Origin of the sequence: Nostoc sp., assembly GCF_036917375.1 — a bacterium.
GTDB lineage: Bacteria > Cyanobacteriota > Cyanobacteriia > Cyanobacteriales > Nostocaceae > Nostoc.
This window is the reverse complement of sequence record NZ_JBALDN010000028.1, coordinates 1-18,711: the sequence shown is the minus strand read 5'-3', so window position 1 is coordinate 18,711 and position 18,711 is coordinate 1. Positions and strand designations below refer to the sequence as shown.

Below are 18,711 nucleotides of genomic sequence, written 5' to 3'. Positions count from 1 at the left end.
CGAAGCCTCTTCCACTAGAGGTAGGTTAGTACGTTTGATGTTAGTTCGCACCTAGCATAAGATATAAATTAGTGAAAAGAGGGCATTTTTCACCATCAATGCAAGAGCGATCGCTTTACAAAACGGGTTGTGTGACAGACATAATACTACAACTCAACATCACTAAAATTGTGATTTGATTTATATAGATATTTTTTGTACAGAAGCAATTAATCGCGTCTCTTAGTTTTTACACACTTCCTAAAACAAATTGGATTTTTATTTGTATTTAAACTGAGGTTATATATAGGACTCATATTTGATTGCGTGAAAAAAATTCGGTACACCTTAATCTTCTGAAATCCTCTTGCCTCTTGCCTATTGCCTATTGCCTACCTACGCAAGTGATTTCAGTAATCAAACCGGATTCCTATACGTGATGTAGCAGCTAAATTGAGCAGATTATAAAATACCTAGCGGCAAACTTGTTTATCCAGATAGCACTATTAAAGATGCTTTGCGTGTAATGATGAATGATTAATATTGATTATTGTACCTATAAGTTTCAACTCCCATGCAAAATGTATTTCCCGGAGAGGTATTCGTTAACACTGCTGATTTTGACACTGGTATTCGCCAACTATTACCGCGATACGATGAGATGTTAGAGGTAATTGCTCGTTGTCTAAATCCCACAAGTCAGCGTATTTTAGAATTAGGCTGTGGTACAGGCGAACTTAGTCTCAAGATACTCAACCGCTTTCCAAATGCCCAAGTAATTGCCCTAGATTACTCACCTCGAATGCTGCAATTTGCCCAAGATAAAATCACAGCAGTTGGATATCAACAACGCTGGACTGGCATACAAGCAGACTTTGGCGACTGGGCAAATAATCCAGAGAACTTGGATATTGGTAGCGAATTTGATGCTTGTGTTTCATCATTGGCAATTCACCATCTCCAAGATGAGATGAAATTGAAGTTATTTGAGCAAATTGCTGCTAGTCTGACTCAAGACGGCTGTTTTTGGAATGCAGACCCTACTTTACCAGAATCGCCAGCCTTAGCAGAAGTTTACAAAGCCGCACGAGAGGAATGGTCACTTCAACAGGGAATTAGTTTAACAGAAATTCGCGCTAAACGTGGCTCTAGCACTACCCAAGGTTACTCCAGTCAGGACCAGCTAGCTACCTTGGATGCTCATTTACAAATGTTGAGCAAAGCTGGATTTAAGACAGTTGCAGTACCTTGGAAATATTACGGTCTGGCGGTATTTGGTGGGTGGTTGTGAAAATTTAAGGTTTTGGATGTCTAGATTTGGAATTCACCTGTCTCTCATGGGTATTTATAGCATTAACAGCTTGATAGTAACAAAACAGCAATAAATAACATTATTTCTCTCGATCGGAACTAATATATAAACGCATTAGGTCTGTAAAGGAGGTCTTGCTAACTCACGTAAGCTTTTTGGCTGAAATTTGCGTTAATTAAGCTAGCTTTATGTTGTTATGCAATATTTACCCATCAGAAGTACCCGTGAGGGTACTATCAATCCTCCACAGACCTATCCGAAAATACAGAGTAGAAAATTTTATTCATAAAGAAACCAGGGACACGCAATTTAGATTCGTTTTTCTGCTCGTTTCAAAAGTGGAGTTAAAGCCACTGTTTGCCATCACTTAGTTTCAAAAGGAGAATATCTTGGATGGCTCGAAATAAAAAGAAATCAGCCGGGTTCAAATATGAGCATTCACTTGACTCTAGATGCCCTATTTGTTGTATTGTCCCACCGCATATACTTAAAAATGTCGTGGTGAATGGCAATCCCCAGCAACGTACTTGGGCTTTTCATACATTAAATATTTCGGCGCAATTTTTGGGACGAAGAAACGTCGTAGGTAATATCTCGTTTGCGCCTTCTCCGGGTGAAAAGCGCCGCACCATTTACGATGCAAAATATGGTCAGCAACTTCCTGGTACACTAGTGCGTGGTGAAGGAGATCCACCAAGCAGTGATGCAGCAGTGAATGAAGCTTACGATGCTGCTGGTGCTACTTATGACTTATTTCATGAAATATTCGATCGCAATTCCATTGACGACAAAGGACTACGTTTAGACTCCACCGTGCATTATGGCGTCAAATATGACAACGCCTTTTGGAACGGCGACCAAATGGTTTATGGTGATGGCGACGGAGAACTGTTTCAACGTTTTACGAAGTCAATTGATGTGATTGGGCATGAGTTAGCTCATGGGATAACTCAGTATGAAGCAGGTTTGCAGTATTATGGCGAACCTGGGGCACTAAATGAATCGTTTTCTGATGTCTTTGGTTCCTTGGTGAAACAAAAGACCAAAAATCAGACTGCACAAGAGGCAGATTGGCTGATTGGTGAAGGTCTTTTAGTCCCAACTGTCAAAGGTACTGCCCTCCGCTCAATGAAAGCACCAGGAACAGCTTATGATGATTCGGTATTGGGTAAAGATCCCCAACCAGCCCATATAAAAGATAAATATACAGGTACTGATGATAACGGCGGGGTGCATATCAACTCAGGAATCCCTAACTATGCCTTTTATCTAGCGGCTGTTGAGATTGGTGGCTATGCCTGGGAAAAAGCTGGCAAAATATGGTACATAGCTTTACGCGATCGCTTGAATGCCAAAGCAGATTTTAAAAAAGCTGCCAACGTTACCATTCAAGTTGCTGGCGAACTCTATGGTAATGACAGTGATGAGCAAAAAGCTGTACAGAACGCTTGGAAAAAGGTAGGAGTTATTTAGGAGTTAGGAGTTTTTTCTTAACTTCTAACTTTTAGATGTACTATTTGTTATTGCTAAACTGGGAGTTGAAAACTATCATCTCCCAGTATTTGTATTTCTCCCAACTAAGTAGCACAACGGAGAGCAAAAAAATGCGAATATCCTTTGAACGCACGGGTGGCTTTGCTGGGATTACTAAGAAAACAAGCGTTGATACAGATACTCTCCCGCCAAATGAAGCCAGCACCCTTGTGCGACTGGTGGAAGTTGCTGATTTATTTAGGCTACCTGAACAGATTACCTCGCCAAATCCTCAGAGCGATCGCTTTCAATATAAGTTAACAGTAGAAGATAACGGCAAGCAGCATACGGTGACTGTCAGTGAAGCAGCATTGCCAGGAACTTTAAGACCGTTGATTGAATGGTTGCAAAACATAGCACAAAAAAGGTAATTTCCTGAATTAGCAATTAAATTTTTAGATAAAAATTCCAGTCAACGCCATCTAAAATTGAATATGCCAGGAGAATGTAAAGTCGTGGGCGAAGAAAATATAAATTTTAATTCCGCAGAAGAAAACCAAACTGATGATTTTTTGCACGTAGCCTCTGTAAAAGAGGATTGGGGTGGAGACGGCAGAGGGCGCATGAATTTATCGGGAAGGCGTACAGCAATCTCGAAAGAGTATGTACCCCGCCAGCACCAGTACTTTGATACAAATGCTGTACCAGAAGAACACGCGTGGCGCGTCAGTGGAATGCCAGAGAATGTAGTAGCTGGAAGCCGTCGATTACTTACTTGGCATGACAATGGTGCATCAACCTCAAGAGTTGTAATACCACGGCAGTTTGAAGCACCGTCTGGCTTCTTTACTTCTGATTTGGAGATTTTCGTACTTAGGGGCGCAATCCAAGTGGGAGAGTGGCAGTTAAGCAAGCATGGCTACTCCTTTATTCCCGCAGGAGTAAGAGTAGGCCCTTGGAAAGTGCTAGGTGATGAGGAAGCGGAAATCCTCTGGATGGAAAACGGCTTTCTCAAGTATAAATATGCACTAAATAATCATCCAGATGCTAGGTTAAGTGGCTTTATCCCAACATTGGATAGCAAATTGCTACCGTGGGGCAATACAGAAACAGTTCAATTTGTGCAAGCAAATAAGAAGTGGCTAAGGAAGGATAGTAACGGGGGTGGAGTCTGGCTGCTTGCTATTTTGCCACATTATGATGGCAAGTCCCCAATGATTCAATGTTATAACGAGGAGGGCTATTGCCTAGCTGGATACTGTGATATTGGAGACTACCGATTTCTAAAGGATTACTTTGGCTATGTCCCCACTTTTACCACCTCTCCTTGGCACAGAACAGATGATGGTTGCTTATTCTTTATTCGAGTTGATAGAGATTTATCACAAGTTGCAACAGTCTTGTCATACGCACCTCAAGACACATAGGTTTTTAAGCAGTAAGGTTTCCATGTGGATTACTAGAAAGTCTTTTTAAATAACGCCCAATAGGTGAACCTATAACCTCTCCATTGTTGTAAATAAGATTTCCACGCAAAAACGTACTTTTTACCCTTCCAGTTAACTCCACTCCTTCAAAAGGTGTGTAACCTTGCTGCGACTCCGACTCAGCAGCACGTACCACAAAGGTTTCATTAGGGTCTAATAGCACCAAATCAGCATTATAACCAATGGCAATATCGCCTTTTTCTAACAAACCAAAGCGCCGCGATGGGTTCCAAGATAGCAATTTAGCCATGTGATTGTAGGACATCCCCCGCTTACTACCTTCACTAAATACACCAGAAAGTAAATATTCTGTACCGCCAAAACCAGACTTTGCTAACCAAATATTATTCGGGTGTTTAGCACTTCTTTTTTGTTCAGCAGAACAGCAAGCGTGGTCGCTAACTATCCAATCTACTTGATTGTTGAGTACTGCTTGCCATAAGTATTCCACATCGGCACGGGGACGAATAGGAGGGTTGACTTTTGCCCAAGTTGTATTGGGAGTATCGACATCTAATAACAAATGTCCGATAGTAACTTCTCGCCGAAAGTTGATATGAGGAAAAGCAGTTTGCATAGTCAAAGCTGCTTCCATTGCTTTGCGCGAACTCAGGTGTAACAAATTGATATTTGCACAGTTTGTCTCATGAGCTAAATAAGAAGCAATACAAATTGCTAAACCTTCAGAATGAGGTGGACGCGCTGCACTATAAGCGTGTAATCCACTAAGACTAGAATCGTTTTCAACTATTTTGGTGTAGGCGTTGAGAATTTCTGCAACTTCGCAGTGCAAACTCAAGCTGATAGTATCTCGCGCTTCTGGATGCTTTTCCATCAAGCGAGTTAAACCACGCATAATAAATTCAAAATGGGCGAAATCGTACCGTTCCTCTTTATTAATCATCAAAAAGAGGTTTTGCTGGTCTGACAAACCATGCAACCCATAACCGCCATAAAACATGAAGATTTTAAACGAAGAGATACCGTGTTCTTCAAACAAAAAAGGTATTTCGTCAATATGCTGGCTAGCTATAGGTGCGATGTGATAGCTGTAATCTACAAAAAAATTACCCGCCGATAACGCTAATACCTCTGGAAAAAAATCGCGGTAGGAGCCACCTTTGTTAAGATAATACTGCCCTGTACGGATGTAATTTAAGCTGGTAGTCACGCCTCCCATTGCGGCTGCTTTGGTTTCAGTTACAGCATCTTTGTCCAGAGGTTGATAGATACCGATGTGCATGTGGGCATCCACGACCCCAGGAAAGCCTAGCAGGTTTTTGCCATCAAAAACCTCTTTACCTGTGTCTGGGCTAATATTAGGGGCAATCTGAGCAAATTTTCCATCCTTAATGCCTAAATCAAGTAGTTCAATTGCATCCTGATGGGGACGAACTACCCGCACATTTTTGATAATTTTATCTAATACGGGAGTTTCAGACACAGTAGACCTCACACTAAAATGAGTTTAGTCAGGAATTCCAACATCGAATCGGGATGAAGACCAAATCCCATCATTATATAACGGTTTTTTATGAAATCATCTTCAGGAGCAAAGACAATGGAAAGTTTTAATGAGTATCATATAGACCCCAAAAAATTTACTTTCCTCAAAAGTTTTGAAGATAACTGGCAAGCGATCAGAGATGAGTTTACACGTTTTATTAAGAATGCATCTGATGACGAGTTAAAGTTAACTTATGATATTTTGGGCCCTAAAAGTCAAACAATTAAAACCAAAGGTGATTCAAAATACAGTGCTTTTGGGATTTTATTTCAAGGTATGTTTATTGATAAATATATTCAGGCGCATCAAATACAATATCCTGATTATGGCCCAGATGATGCATCACAAAAAGCACTTATATTAAGAGAAAAATATTTCCCAAATTTGGCTAAAGTAATAGAAAAAGTTAATTTTAGCGATGATGGAATCATCAGAAATGTGTATTTTGGAACATTCCATCCAGGCTTGGATATCAAACTGCATGTAAACTATAATCCTCACATGAATCGTGGCTATTTAGGATTAATCGTGCCAGAGGGAGATGTGGCTATGAAAATATGCCACGATCAACTTTATTGGCATGAAGGAAAATTCCTAGTTTTAGATCATAGTTATCCACATTGTCCACATAATTACACTAATTATGATAGAACTGTCTTGGTTGTAGACTTTTTTAAACCGGATAAACCTAGAGATGAAGTTATCCGATTTGAGAAAGAGCAAGTTACACAACGGATGCAAGATAATCCTTACAGCTTAGGTGTTTTTGGTAAAAGCGATAAAGCTAAAGAAGAAGATTTTATCAAGTATGGTTTAGCTCATCAATTAGAGTGGGATAAAGCTTTATAAGCTTAGTGTAATGCATAGATTGTTGATGGTGCATTATGCTTTCAGCTAATGCACCCTACATTTATATTTTTTAAATTAATATAGGTAAATGAACGCAAAATTTTACAAAAAGTTAATAGCAAAGCAACTTAATCAAGATTTTAAATCTGCTATTGAACTTGTGGAAGTTCCTATTTCTAAACCTGCGTCTAGTGAACTTTTAATTCAAAACAAATTTGCTGGCGTTAACGGTGGCTTTGACACCTTACTGTGTCGTGGTGATGTTCCATATATTAACTTGATTCCTCCCTTTGATTTGGGTGTGGAAGCAGTAGGAAAAGTTGTTGCTGTAGGTGAAAATGTTAAAGATTTTCAAATAGATGATGCTGTAATAACTACGGCGCGTGGTGGCGGTTATCGAGAATATCAGCTTATCGATGCAAACTTAGCAGTAAAGGTGTGGGAAGCAACGCCAGAGGTGCTAACACTAATACCTACAGGTGTATCAGCTTTTGTTGCATTGGAACAAGTGGGAGAGATGAAAAGTGATGAAGTGGTTCTAGTGACAGCAGCAGCAGGAGGAACCGGTCATATTGCGGTGCAATTGGCAAAGTTAGCCGGGAATCATGTCATTGGTACTTGTAGTTCTGAGGCGAAGGCAAAGTTACTCAGAGAATTAGGGTGCGATCGCATTATCAACTATCGCACAGAAAACCTCAATCAAGTCCTCAAGCAAGAATACCCTAATGGGATTAATTTAATTTTTGACTGTGTAGGTAAAAAGGTTTTTGATACCTGCGTTGAAAACTTGGCAGTGCGGGGACGCTTAGTTGTAGTTGGTTTTATCTCCGAATACGCAAAAAAGGTAGAACAAATTACACAACCACGTCTTTATCACCAGCTATTTTGGAAAGCTGCTTCTGTGAGAGGCTTTCTCATGCCTCATTATAAAGAATATATGGCAGAGGCACGCGATCGCTTATTAAACCTGTTCTACACAGACAAACTCAAAGTTTCCGTTGACCCCAGCCACTTTAACGGCATAGAATCAATTCCCGAAGCTGTAGAATATCTCCTCAGTGGTCAGAATTGTGGCAAAGTAGTTGTGAGATTTTAAATAACACGGTATTAGTTGATATCCAATCAAGGGTGAGAATGACACAAAATTCAGAAAATACTTTAAAAGTTGCTCAACAGGCATTTGAGCATCTTACACATGGGATGGCAACAGGAGAGTGGGAAGCATTGTTAGATATGCTCACAGAAGATTTCACCCTTTGGTTTCCAATGGCGAAATTCCACGGTTTAAACGTGGGAAAAGAGCGAGCTAGAGAATTTTTCGAGTACGTTTCTGAATCCTTTAGTCCTGGGTTGAAGCTGACTGGTTTAGACCGTGTTACCAGCAATGAAACTACTGTTGTCTTTGAGTTTCGGGACGAGGGCCTTTTATTCGGACAGCCTTACAGAAATCGGGTAGCGGTTTCTTTTGATGTGCGTGAAGACAAAATTTGTGGCTATAGGGAATACTTTGGCAGCGATGGTAAATCGTATTAAATAAGTCGTAATTATGAATTATTTAATTGATTTTTATTAGTTACTCTCAGGGTTGAGTTCGTTGATTTCTCTGCACTTAGCCTCTGCGGCTTGATATGCTGCCAGATAGTCTTGACCACCCAACATTACATCACCGTAATATTCATAAGGTGGATCGCCATAAATTGGCAATGGATCGTCTTCTGGATAATCTTCTTTTGATTCTTCAATGATGGCTTTCAGTTTTTTAACAGTCAGACTATGTGCTGCAAAATACCAGATTTCTTGGGGATTTTTGTTTAGGTGAGGTAACGTGGGATCGATAATACGGACATCGGAGGCGTCGTCTAGCTCAATCCAACTGTGTTCAATTGGTCTATATGGCTTCCCCGCAAAAGCTAAAAATCCCTGAATATACCTTGCTCCCTCAGTAGATAATGCTGCTTTATAAGCATTATCAAACGGAGTGCTAGCTCTGCTGTTTATCTGTTCAGCAATTTTGATTGACAGCGTTTCATCCAATAGTTTGTTCATCAATAGCAAGGATTAGAGCAGCCATAAAAACATATTACCACTGCTACTGACCATTTTGCTTGGGCATTGGAAATTGCTTATTCACTAATGACAAATGACTAATGACTAATGACAAACTCTACTTTGTGCTAATCACCATCTGTAAATTTATTAATAAGTCGCTTGAGGTGTAGGGCTTGGACAAAAGGGTTTTAACACTATTACCAAGGTTTTTAATCATTTCATGATTGGAGGCTAATCCACTAACACCAATAATTTTGATATCGGGATTAATTTTTTTCAATACATTGATAGTTGTTGGCCCATCCATACATGGCATCATCATATCAACTAACACCACACTAATTTCTTGTTGATGTTTTGTATATAGTGCGATCGCATCAATACCATCACCAGCCACTAAAACTTTATAGGCATTTTGTTCTAACCAGGTTTGAGTAACCTCTCGAATTGAATCTTCATCATCAACAACGAGAATTAATTCTCCATGCCCTGCTGGTAATTCCTGATATCTAGCTAATTTACTATCTGCTTCGATTGTCTGCGTTACGGGTAAGCAAACTTGAAACTCTGTACCTTTGCCCACTTCACTAACTACATTTACAAAACCATTGTGGCTTTTGATAATGCCAAGGACTGTTGAAAGACCAAGCCCTGTGCCTTTACCCACTTCTTTTGTTGTGAAAAATGGCTCAAAAATTCTATCTATTATTTCTCTTTTAATTCCTGTACCTGTATCACGCACGCTAATCATCACATAAGAACCCGCCTTAGCATCAATATTCATCCGGGCATAGTGGCTATCAACCCAGAAATTCTTTGCAGAAATCTTTAGGATACCGCCATGAGGCATAGCATCACGAGCATTAATGCAGAGGTTCATCAGCACTTGGTGTATCTGAGTTGCATCACCAAAGACATCCCACAGGTTTTGCCCAGGAACATCAATGTGGATTTCAATAGCTCTGGAAAATGTTTGCTTAATAATATTTTCGATTTCTAAAATTGAATTCCGTATTTGTAAGGTTTTAAAGTTACCTACAGATCCGCGTGAAAACCATAGCACTTGTTTAACTAAATCTGCTGCACGTTTAATATTTGTTTCCATAATTGTGAGCCATTTCTGACTTTTTTCATCCGGCAGCTTTGCCTCTAAAAGTTGTACTGTCATCATCATCGGTGTCAGTGCATTGTTGAGGTCATGGGCGATGCCACTTGCTAGGGTGCCAAGACTTTCCATGCGCTGGTCCCGGAGAAACTGGGCTTCAAGTTGCTTTTTCTCTGTGATGTCAGAGTTGACAATTAGGATGGATTTGGCTTGCCCTCGATCGTCATTTACTAGTGTCCAGCGACTAGCAACGATGATTTCTTTGCCTTGTTTTGTAACTTGATATAACTCACCTTGCCACGAACCACTCTCAGCTAAAGTTTCCTGGATGTTTTTCAATTGGCAAAAACTTTGCTTTCGATAAAAAAGCTGATTGGCATTCTTGCTCGCTACTTCTTCTGCCATCCAACCGTAGAGATGTTCAGCCCCTTTATTCCAAAATTGAATTTGGTTAATCAAATTTTGAACGATAATCGCGTCTGTGGTGATGTCAAGTAAAGCAGCTTGCTCGCGGATTTTCTGTTCTGCATCTTTGCGATCGCGTAGCGCAGCTTGCTGTTCGGTAATATCAATTAGAAAGCCCGCCATTCGAGCAACTTTGCCTGTAGAGTCTAAAAAGATATACCCATTGTCCTCAACTGTGATATAAGTGCCATCTTTACGACATACACGAAATTCAAGGTGGAATCGCTCTTTTGTGGATAAAACGCGGTTAATCTCTTTATTAAAAAAGCTGCGATCGTCAGGATGAACCAATTCTAGCCAGCGGTTCAAGCCTCCTAACATCTCAGGCATAGAGTAACCTAATATTCGCTCTACACTGCCATCATATTTAATCTCATTGGTCTGCAAGTGCCAGTCGTAGAGAATCTGACCACTTGCTTGAATTAGTGCTTGATAGCGATTGTTCCACTCATCTAATGCATCTGAATGACATCGTAGTTTTTCCTCTACCCGCTGGCGCTCCAAGATTTCGATCTCTAGACGCTTATTTTGCTCTGTGAGTTTTTTTGTGAGGTTTCGTAAACGCAAATGGGTATTTACCCTAGCTAAAACCTCTTGATATTCTAGAGGTTTGGTAATGTAATCTACTGCGCCAAGATTCAAACCTTTGACTTTATCTACCTTGTCACTCATGGCAGTTATAAATATCACGGGAATATCTTGAGTGGCTGGATTTTTTTTCAAAAGTCTACAAGTTTCAAAACCGTCAATTCCCGGCATTAATACATCTAGTAAAATCAGATCAGGTGAAGTATATTCTGCCATCTGAATGGCACTTTGACCATCTTCAGATACTAAAACTTGAAAGCTGTAATATTCTAAAAAGTCAAATAATACTTGTAAATTAACAGGAGTATCATCGACTATTAAAACAACAGGCTTTTCATTTTTATTAAAATTCATGCTTGCCTCTTATTAAATTTTTTTAAAAATTATCGAATTTATTTGCCTTTAAAATAAAATCTTTGGCAAGTTGATGAACATCTGTGGCAGATGGCACTTTATCGCCTACTTGTTGGAATGGCAAAAAAATTTTGCTATTTAGACTATTTATTGGCTGATTTGGTATATCATATTTTCTGCCAATTTTTTTAGATATGTACAAATTATGGACTTGAAATTAAAAAGATTTAATTAAAAGTAAACTATTTCCACAGAATGGGTGTGTATCAATACGGTTGGGTTAAGAAAAGCCCAACTTAACAAAGCCCCGGAAATGTTGGGTTTAGTTCCTCAGAGATAATCGCACTTTTATTCTCTTCCCAAAAACAAATACATATATATGGATATATATGGAAAAGTTAAGGGCGCACAGCTAGCTGCGCGCCCTTAATATGTTTATCTATAAAAAATCTATGGGGTTGTGGAGGGATCGAGTTTTATCCGAGCCGTTTTGGGGTGACAGGGGCTTCCCCAACAAACCTGCCCAGAAGGCATATTAGTAAAAACACTACTCCGAGCGCCAATCACAGCATTCGCCCCGATTTGCACTCCTGGCCCAATAAAACAATCTGCCGCTACCCATGCACCATTCTCAATGGTAATACTCGCTGTTTTCAACCCAAAGGCAGGATCTTGGAGATCGTGAGTACCAGTACACAGATAACTTTTTTGAGAAATTACGCAATGTTCGCCGATATGGATCTGGTCGAGGCTATATAAAACTACGTTATCTCCAATCCAACTGTAGTTGCCAATGGTGACTTTCCAGGGGTAGGTGAAGCGGGCTGTGGGTCGAATTAATACACCTTTGCCGATACGAGCGCCAAATAATCGTAGCAAAGCACAACGTAGAATATTTAACGGTTGAGGAGTTAGAGGAAAGGCGATCGCTTGTACAAACCACCATAACAAAACATACCAACTTGGACGCCCCCGGTCAAACCAAGATTGGTCATATTTGCGTAAATCTACGAAAGGGTCATTAGTCATTATCAGGAATCAATGGTCAATAGCTTTGCTTCTGCTTCTCTACTCTTCTGCTCCTCTGCTCCCTCTTTTGGCGTAGTTGCAGTATTTAAGTGACCACCACAGTTGCGTAATTCGTAAAGTTTAACGCCAATTTGATATTCATATTGACTCAGTAAACGTGCATAGATATATCCTGCTTTGCCATCTAAAAAACCGCGTTGAATTATATAGAATAAAACAAATCGCAAAACGGGTTTAAATGGCAGGCGTACCCAAACTTTTTTCAAAAATCTTTTGCGTTGTACGGCATCACCAAATAGATTTGCGCCGATAGTACCGCTATCATCTTTACCTGTAAGAATATTAAAATAAACACTGGCTTCCCAGTTAGAATATCTGTTGTGGCGTTCTAACCAGTGGTAAAGGTCGCGGAAGTCTTCGTGGAGCATATCATTTTTGAGATACCCAACTTTCCCTTGCAAAATCACGTGTTCGTGAACTTCGTTATCACCAGTATTAGGAATATCTTCTGTATTGAGATTTTCGTAGCGACCTTTTTTATGTTGAAATAAACGTAGATTCCAATCAGGATATTTACCGCCATAACGAATCCATTTTCCTAAGAAAAATACGCGGCGGTTGAGATAATAACCTGTATATTCATCATTTTGAATTGCTTGCTCAATTTCTTCCCAAAGTTCGGGGGTGATGCGCTCATCACAATCTACAATTAGCACCCATTCATTACGAAAAGGCAAATTATCTAAAGACCAATTTTTCTTTTTAGGCCAGCGTCCATTGAAGTTGAATTGTACGACATTTACACCGTAACTTTTAGCAATTTCAATACTGTTGTCGGAACTTTGAGAATCTACTACAAATATTTCATCTGCTCTGCTGAGGCTAGTAAGGCAAGCAGGCAAGTTAGCTTGTTCGTTTTTTGCCGGAATTAGTACTGAAACTGGTATTTTAGATGACATATTGAGTAAAAATTATGTTACTGGTTATTTCTTATTTGATGTAGATAAAAGACCCTGAATAGCAGCATTTAAGTAACCAATCTGACCGTAAGCATACACCAGTTTGTCAAACCGTTCTGCTGGATCGGAGAAATACTGTAAAGCCTTATACAAGCCTCGCACAAACCGTTCGCTACCTCGCTGTAATTGAGCGATCCCAGCTTTACCAGCGAGTTGTTCTCGATAGCATTCACTGATACCCTGCCACCAGCCCCGGTTTAAAAACCAGGAGCGTTGGAGGCGCTCTGGGGCTACATTGTGAGCGACGAGTGCTTCGGGAAGATAAGCAACTTGCCAATCACGCTGTAGGGCGAATTCGGTCATTTGCAGTTCTTCGTTAGATAATAAATTTTTACCCACTCGACCGAGATGGGGATCGAAACCGCCAATTTCTTCTAAGAAACTGCGGCGGATGGAATAATTTAAGCCTCTGGGTGTTAAGCCAGGTTGCTCAATGTAGATATTACTGTCACCTAAGTCGTATGCACCCAAATTTGCAGCTAATCCCGGAGATAGCCACCGTGGTTGTTGAATTCCTGGGGGCCATAGGAGAGTGACTTTGCCACCTGCGATCGCTAGCTTAGAATTATTGTAATAGGCAGAATATAAAACTTGTAGCCAGCCCTGACTGGCAACGGCATCGTCATCTAGATAAGCAAGAATATCACCACTGGCTACCTTTGCACCCGTGTTGCGGGCGACAGATAAACCAATGGTGGGTTCAAAAACATACTTCAGGCGCGGATTGTGGGCCCTTTCTTCTACAACCTCACGAGTGCGATCGCTAGATCCATTATCAACTACCACAATTTCAAAGTCAGCAGCAAAATCTTGCTCTAAAAGACTATCAATTGCAGCCCCTAAATAGGTATCTCGATTGTGAGTACAGATAATGGCAGAGATTTGGATGTCTGGCATAGATTGAATTTTGGATTTGAGATTTGGGACTTCGGCTCCTTTCGACTCCGCTCAAGGCAAGTCGCTCAGTCGAACGATTTTAGATTAAAATCTAAATCCAACGCTATAACTGCTGAGAGTTAATCTAAACCAAAAGTTACCGACCTACCAACCGAGTTTATTCGGAAATAATCTTTAAAACTTTACGTTTGTTGAATATGACTGTGTAAAACTACAAGAGTTTGCGCCAGTTGACTAAGGCGGGTTTCCAAAGATTGCTTGCGCCCTAACAGTTGACGTAACTTTTGGTAACGAGCGATCGCCATACTAACATTGGGAACCTGATCCGGTGGACATGGACGCGACCAAACTTTACCAGCATCGTCTACGCCACAGAGGCGATAGCCAGTAATAGATGATTGATAAGATACTTTTCCACCATTAGCACAAATTTCTTCTACGTAGTTCATCAGGCGGTCAACTTCTGCATGACGCAGTGTCGCAGTTCCTCCTGGTTCTGGTTCGGTGGGATTGGATTCTAACCAGCCATTGACAATTGGCCCTTCTAAGTAAATATCCTGAATTTGTTTCAAAATATTTTGCAATTCTGTTTGCCAACCAGCAACAGTTTCCTGAATTTCTTGCAATAGATTCATCGCCAATGCTGGATTCGCACCGTGGCGATGGCTACTAAAGGTCGGAGTTTTCAACTTGGGTAAGCTGGGTGTTTTGTTACCATTCTCTTCTGCTTGAAAGGTCTGCACAGATTCATGGTGAGGAAAGAAATTTTGGTCAGAAGGATAATTGCTATTAGTATTTACATTTAAGTCAACTGTTTGTCCTTGTGACTTTACTTCCCCATCCTCAGAGGATGGAATTTGTGTATTTTCTGTAGGTTCGTTAGCTCCGACGCTGATTCTAAAAGAGAAAGGCCGTTTTGTTGTCGAATCAGTTGTTTCGGCAGTAGAGGCAGTGCCGCGATTCCCTAAATCGTGTAGAGTTGCTTCAATGCGTTTTAAGCCTGCGTTCATAAAGACATCCTAAAGTTTGCTGTCCCCAGTAGTATTGAATAATTAAGAATGGGGTAGTTGGGATTTTTGGCTTTTGCCAGTTGTAACATCTAATGATGCTGGTGCTAATTTTATCCCTTAAAAGTTATTTGAAACCAAAAATCTCACCGATGAAGTAAAAAAATGTAGCGATCAATTGTAACCGTGGGTATGTAGCCGAAACACTGCCTCCGGCCTCTTTTGTTAAAATACTCAGTAAAAAACTTTGGGTAAAATCATCTTAGTAACAGGGCCAGCACGATCTGGTAAAAGCGAATGGGCAGAAACTTTAGCTATGCATTCAGGAAAAGCAGTTGTTTATATAGCAACAGCCACCGATAACCCAGACGATGAAGAATGGCACCAACGCATTTTAGAACACCAACAACGTCGTCCCCAAGACTGGGTAACTTTATCTGTACCTGTGGAACTGTCTGCTACCCTTGCTGATGCCAAACCCTATACTTGTCTTTTAGTTGATTCTTTAGGGACTTGGGTTGCCAATCTCCTAGAACAGGATGAATCTAGCTGGGAAAATACCCTTGCAGAGTTTTTAGAGACGGTGGAATTGGTTGCTGCTGATATGCTGTTTGTGGCAGAAGAGGTGGGTTGGGGTGTGATACCAGCTTATCCACTTGGGAGGGCGTTCCGCGATCGCCTCGGTTCTTTAGTACGCCAGCTAGCAACACTTAGCGAAGCTGTTTATTTAGTGACTGGCGGCCATGTTCTCAATCTCAGCATCCTTGGTTCGCCATTGCCAAATAGAGCTGATGCTGGAACATTCAGGAGTCAAGATTCTTAACTGTTGATTCAAATTAATCCAAAATCTAAAATCTAAAATCTAGAATTGTAATATGGCAACCAAACAAGAAGTTAGAAAATACCTTGCCTACTGGTTTCAGTTAGGTAAGAAAGTGATTACGGGCAACGGTGAGGCAAGCTTTTTGCCCCAATCGGTGCTAAATGGCGATCGCTATAGTCAAGAATTTGAAGAATGCTGGCAAAAAATTATTTCACCGCAATCAGGTGATTGTTACCTTGAGGGTACACATGAAACTATTGCTGAATTGTTGACGCCCGCATGGAATATGCTACCTTGCAGCCGATGCAGTATGCCAGTAGCCGCGCGAAACGTCGGGATGCCGGCGTTGTTATGTCCCTGCAATGATTTACCTAACTGGCCGAATACTGAATTGCCAGCACCGCGAGAGCCAATTAAAACTCAAGACCAACTCCAAACAATTTGCAATCGGCTTGTAAAGAATATTACATAAAAAAATTGCTATGGGACTTCCAAATAAAAAAATATCCCACAATTAACACTCAGGAACTTCAAGCGGGATACTTTATTTCTTGGAGTTCCTTATCAAACCAATCGCAACTTCAACCACTGTCGAAAAACCTATCTGCTCAATTTCTCAAAAACAGAGGTCTAAAACTCTTCCCACCAGGATAGAGTTAAGACCTCTGTATTTTTTAGTTGCAGTAGGTTCGTTGTGGCAGGGTAGAATCTAACACAAAGGGATTATCATTACCTTGGGGTGTTTTAGCGATCGCATGACTGCGTGCTACCTCACCAGCATCAATTAGATCGTCTGCTTGCCACTTACAGAGAGTATCCTTTTGTGCTTCAAAGAAGCTTGCATTCGCCAGTTCTGGATAGACTGTGCGGAAATAGAAAATTACGCGAGCAATATCTCCTTTCTTTGCCTCCCGTGGTTCAAAGAATCCCCGTTTGAATTCACTGTATTTGTCAATATCCTGCGGACTCGGTTTGAAACTTAGTTCATCATCATCGAGATACCAAGACGTAGTTTGATTATCAGGAATATCTCCAAATGGAAAGTTTGCGCGATCGCTGTTAATTTCTGCACGTGAAGAAAAGAGGTTATGCAAATCGCTTTTTGCTGGGCCTTCAGCTCCCATACTCTGCGGCCAGACATGTTCAGCATTGATTTTGCGTTGTGCAGCTTCATCTCTGGGTTTCTCTGAATTTGGGTCGATTGGAACACTGTAACCAGCGTAGATGTCTGTTACTATACCGCCTTGGTTATCTATTTTGGTGTAGAGCAAATCACGAGCGCTACCATATCCGAGGCTAGCACGAGGGGAGTAAAGGCTATCTAGTTTTTCCAGTAAATCGTCTCCTGCAACACCAGAAAGAATTGTGCCTAGTGTAACTGGTGGTTCAGGACTGGTAACTGGGACTGATGGAATGGGAGTAGTCTCACCAATCGCTGATAGAGTAAATCGAGCAATTACAGGGTCGTGATCGCTGACTCCTTTAGAAATCCCTGCGTTAACGTGAACAGCATTGATCTCAGGATTTCCATTGTTAAACAAATTTGGGGTAATCAGGATTTGGTCAATTTGTTCCTTATTCCCTCGAAAGACATAAGAGAAGCGGTCATCTTGAGGAATTTTGTTTACCAAATTGTTCAGCTGATTTCCTTCAAGGATTTTGATCGGCTGGGAGTCTGGAGTATCGTTTAGATCGCCAAGAACGACAATATTTGCATTTGGGTCAGTAGTTAAGCGATTTTCGACAAATTTGTTAACAATTGTTGCCTGCTCTATCCGTTTCGAGTTGGAATCTGATCCTCCGCTTTTAGACGCAAAGTGATTGTTTATCAGGGTGATAGGAATATTGTTGAAAATAAATTCACCCACTAAAGGTTTGCGACTGTTTAAAAAAGCGGGATCGTCCGCAAAGCGTTCAAGCTTTTGTAGCTCAACTCGTTGAGGATTGAACAAAAAGCCTACCCGAATATTGCCACCTGGTTGGCCTCCATCAAGTCCGTTCTGAGGAGGAATTTCTTGATATTCATAAGCTGGGCCTCCTACAGATTGGATAGAACTGATTAGAGTGTCAGCAGTCAGAGTAGCATCAACTACAGAACTTAACTCAGCTCCATCATTGTCTTGTACTTCTTGCAAAGCAATAATGTCTGGTGCTTCAAGATTAGTAACAATTTGGTTTGCCAAACCTGTAAACTTACCGTTTTTTACATCATCATCGACGTTTCTCGCCGACCTTTGATCAACCTTAGAGACGTTTTCCTTTTTAGGATCGAGGTTTTCGACGTTAAAGGTGGTAATTGTTAATTGCGTAGGGCTTCCTACCAAAGATGTAACTTGTACACCATGAGCGATTCCTGAAGGAAGCGAGAATACAAGAAAAACGATAAAGCACAGTGCCTGCAAGACTTTTCGGAAAGAACTCATGAACATTCTCCTTAATTGCAAATAGAGACTTAACTCAGTTGGAGCGCTATTCCGAAGATATGAGAAGAAAAGAAATTCAAGTTTTTCTAAAGCCATTTGACTAAGAAAAACAATCTATCTGTTTCAGTCCAAAATCAAGTATTGAGTGCAAGCTTATGTTTGTATTAAGAGATGTACTTCGATTCCCAAGAAGAAGTCATAACATAACCAATAATACAGCAATCATTTGATATTTATCAACTTCTTATTTACAATGCTGCGGACAAAATTAGGCAGCAATAACCCCGTAAGAACGTAGGTTTTGATAGTTAGGATGGGATTTAATTAAAGTTGGCGAGAGTCCTA

General features: G+C 40.6%; 17 protein-coding genes. 9 read left to right on the top strand and 8 right to left on the bottom strand.

What is annotated here, in order from left to right:
• The first annotated feature begins 553 nt into the window (after positions 1-553).
• The 4 genes from V7K45_RS07110 to V7K45_RS07095 all read left to right on the top strand — a co-directional run bounded on the left by V7K45_RS07110 (position 554) and on the right by V7K45_RS07095 (position 4,191).
• Entirely contained in the window at positions 554-1,270 is a 717-nt protein-coding gene (locus V7K45_RS07110; protein WP_335001777.1) for a methyltransferase domain-containing protein, read from the top strand.
• 414 nt (positions 1,271-1,684) lie between these two features.
• On the top strand, positions 1,685-2,764 hold the full coding sequence (locus V7K45_RS07105; RefSeq protein ID WP_335001775.1) for a M4 family metallopeptidase: 1,080 nt from the start codon (positions 1,685-1,687) through the stop codon (positions 2,762-2,764).
• 131 nt (positions 2,765-2,895) lie between these two features.
• The gene (locus V7K45_RS07100) at positions 2,896-3,195 is read left to right on the top strand and encodes a protealysin inhibitor emfourin (protein ID WP_335001773.1); all 300 of its coding nucleotides are present in this window, start codon (positions 2,896-2,898) and stop codon (positions 3,193-3,195) included.
• 63 nt (positions 3,196-3,258) lie between these two features.
• Positions 3,259-4,191: a DUF4437 domain-containing protein gene (locus tag V7K45_RS07095; RefSeq protein WP_335001771.1), complete on the top strand. Its 933-nt coding sequence runs from the start codon at positions 3,259-3,261 to the stop codon at positions 4,189-4,191.
• Between the two features lie 4 nt (positions 4,192-4,195).
• Here the strand turns inward: V7K45_RS07095 and V7K45_RS07090 are convergent, their stop codons facing one another.
• Positions 4,196-5,695 carry an amidohydrolase family protein gene (locus V7K45_RS07090; protein ID WP_335001769.1) on the bottom strand — a complete coding sequence of 500 codons (1,500 nt, stop codon included), beginning with the start codon at positions 5,693-5,695 and terminating at the stop codon, positions 4,196-4,198.
• A 117-nt stretch (positions 5,696-5,812) separates the two neighbouring features.
• Here V7K45_RS07090 and V7K45_RS07085 point away from each other — a divergent pair, with 117 nt between their 5' ends.
• The 3 genes from V7K45_RS07085 to V7K45_RS07075 all read left to right on the top strand — a co-directional run bounded on the left by V7K45_RS07085 (position 5,813) and on the right by V7K45_RS07075 (position 8,140).
• On the top strand, positions 5,813-6,607 hold the full coding sequence (locus tag V7K45_RS07085; RefSeq protein ID WP_335001976.1) for an aspartyl/asparaginyl beta-hydroxylase domain-containing protein: 795 nt from the start codon (positions 5,813-5,815) through the stop codon (positions 6,605-6,607).
• An 88-nt stretch (positions 6,608-6,695) separates the two neighbouring features.
• Entirely contained in the window at positions 6,696-7,703 is a 1,008-nt protein-coding gene (locus V7K45_RS07080) for a zinc-binding dehydrogenase (RefSeq protein WP_335001767.1), read from the top strand.
• A 38-nt stretch (positions 7,704-7,741) separates the two neighbouring features.
• Positions 7,742-8,140 carry a nuclear transport factor 2 family protein gene (locus V7K45_RS07075; protein WP_335001765.1) on the top strand — a complete coding sequence of 133 codons (399 nt, stop codon included), beginning with the start codon at positions 7,742-7,744 and terminating at the stop codon, positions 8,138-8,140.
• 36 nt (positions 8,141-8,176) lie between these two features.
• Here V7K45_RS07075 and V7K45_RS07070 read toward each other — a convergent pair whose 3' ends face one another.
• The 6 genes from V7K45_RS07070 to V7K45_RS07045 all read right to left on the bottom strand — a co-directional run bounded on the left by V7K45_RS07070 (position 8,177) and on the right by V7K45_RS07045 (position 15,123).
• A complete protein-coding gene (locus tag V7K45_RS07070; protein ID WP_335001763.1) occupies positions 8,177-8,653 on the bottom strand; it encodes a hypothetical protein in 477 nt (158 codons plus the stop codon).
• A 118-nt stretch (positions 8,654-8,771) separates the two neighbouring features.
• Positions 8,772-11,168, bottom strand: coding sequence for a hybrid sensor histidine kinase/response regulator (locus tag V7K45_RS07065; protein WP_335001761.1), 2,397 nt, complete (start codon positions 11,166-11,168; stop codon positions 8,772-8,774).
• A gap of 450 nt (positions 11,169-11,618) precedes the next feature.
• Complete coding sequence (gene hpsU / locus V7K45_RS07060; protein ID WP_335001759.1) at positions 11,619-12,197, bottom strand: hormogonium polysaccharide biosynthesis acetyltransferase HpsU; 579 nt, start codon at positions 12,195-12,197, stop codon at positions 11,619-11,621.
• Positions 12,198-12,199: 2 nt separating this feature from the next.
• Positions 12,200-13,156 carry a glycosyltransferase family 2 protein gene (locus V7K45_RS07055; protein ID WP_335001756.1) on the bottom strand — a complete coding sequence of 319 codons (957 nt, stop codon included), beginning with the start codon at positions 13,154-13,156 and terminating at the stop codon, positions 12,200-12,202.
• 24 nt (positions 13,157-13,180) lie between these two features.
• Positions 13,181-14,113, bottom strand: coding sequence for a glycosyltransferase (locus V7K45_RS07050; protein ID WP_335001754.1), 933 nt, complete (start codon positions 14,111-14,113; stop codon positions 13,181-13,183).
• A gap of 182 nt (positions 14,114-14,295) precedes the next feature.
• Complete coding sequence (locus tag V7K45_RS07045; RefSeq protein WP_335001752.1) at positions 14,296-15,123, bottom strand: hypothetical protein; 828 nt, start codon at positions 15,121-15,123, stop codon at positions 14,296-14,298.
• Between the two features lie 244 nt (positions 15,124-15,367).
• On the opposite strand from V7K45_RS07045, the gene cobU reads away from it, so the two are divergent.
• Together cobU and V7K45_RS07035 are read left to right on the top strand one after the other, a co-directional pair.
• Positions 15,368-15,943 (top strand): bifunctional adenosylcobinamide kinase/adenosylcobinamide-phosphate guanylyltransferase, encoded by a 576-nt coding sequence (gene cobU / locus V7K45_RS07040; RefSeq protein ID WP_335001750.1) that lies wholly within the window; start codon positions 15,368-15,370, stop codon positions 15,941-15,943.
• A gap of 52 nt (positions 15,944-15,995) precedes the next feature.
• Positions 15,996-16,415: a hypothetical protein gene (locus V7K45_RS07035; RefSeq protein WP_335001748.1), complete on the top strand. Its 420-nt coding sequence runs from the start codon at positions 15,996-15,998 to the stop codon at positions 16,413-16,415.
• A 202-nt stretch (positions 16,416-16,617) separates the two neighbouring features.
• Here V7K45_RS07035 and V7K45_RS07030 read toward each other — a convergent pair whose 3' ends face one another.
• A complete protein-coding gene (locus V7K45_RS07030; protein ID WP_335001746.1) occupies positions 16,618-18,366 on the bottom strand; it encodes an endonuclease in 1,749 nt (582 codons plus the stop codon).
• Positions 18,367-18,711 lie beyond the last annotated feature (345 nt).

Coding starts and splice junctions, on each gene's coding strand:
- V7K45_RS07035 (WP_335001748.1), top strand. CDS start 15,996: ATGGCAACCAAACAAGAAGTTAGAAAATACCTTGCCTACTGGTTTCAG.
- V7K45_RS07110 (WP_335001777.1), top strand. CDS start 554: ATGCAAAATGTATTTCCCGGAGAGGTATTCGTTAACACTGCTGATTTT.
- V7K45_RS07080 (WP_335001767.1), top strand. CDS start 6,696: ATGAACGCAAAATTTTACAAAAAGTTAATAGCAAAGCAACTTAATCAA.
- V7K45_RS07070 (WP_335001763.1), bottom strand. CDS start 8,653: ATGAACAAACTATTGGATGAAACGCTGTCAATCAAAATTGCTGAACAG.
- V7K45_RS07075 (WP_335001765.1), top strand. CDS start 7,742: ATGACACAAAATTCAGAAAATACTTTAAAAGTTGCTCAACAGGCATTT.
- V7K45_RS07045 (WP_335001752.1), bottom strand. CDS start 15,123: ATGAACGCAGGCTTAAAACGCATTGAAGCAACTCTACACGATTTAGGG.
- V7K45_RS07095 (WP_335001771.1), top strand. CDS start 3,259: ATGCCAGGAGAATGTAAAGTCGTGGGCGAAGAAAATATAAATTTTAAT.
- V7K45_RS07085 (WP_335001976.1), top strand. CDS start 5,813: ATGGAAAGTTTTAATGAGTATCATATAGACCCCAAAAAATTTACTTTC.
- V7K45_RS07100 (WP_335001773.1), top strand. CDS start 2,896: ATGCGAATATCCTTTGAACGCACGGGTGGCTTTGCTGGGATTACTAAG.
- V7K45_RS07050 (WP_335001754.1), bottom strand. CDS start 14,113: ATGCCAGACATCCAAATCTCTGCCATTATCTGTACTCACAATCGAGAT.
- V7K45_RS07065 (WP_335001761.1), bottom strand. CDS start 11,168: ATGAATTTTAATAAAAATGAAAAGCCTGTTGTTTTAATAGTCGATGAT.
- V7K45_RS07055 (WP_335001756.1), bottom strand. CDS start 13,156: ATGTCATCTAAAATACCAGTTTCAGTACTAATTCCGGCAAAAAACGAA.
- V7K45_RS07030 (WP_335001746.1), bottom strand. CDS start 18,366: ATGAGTTCTTTCCGAAAAGTCTTGCAGGCACTGTGCTTTATCGTTTTT.
- V7K45_RS07105 (WP_335001775.1), top strand. CDS start 1,685: ATGGCTCGAAATAAAAAGAAATCAGCCGGGTTCAAATATGAGCATTCA.
- hpsU (WP_335001759.1), bottom strand. CDS start 12,197: ATGACTAATGACCCTTTCGTAGATTTACGCAAATATGACCAATCTTGG.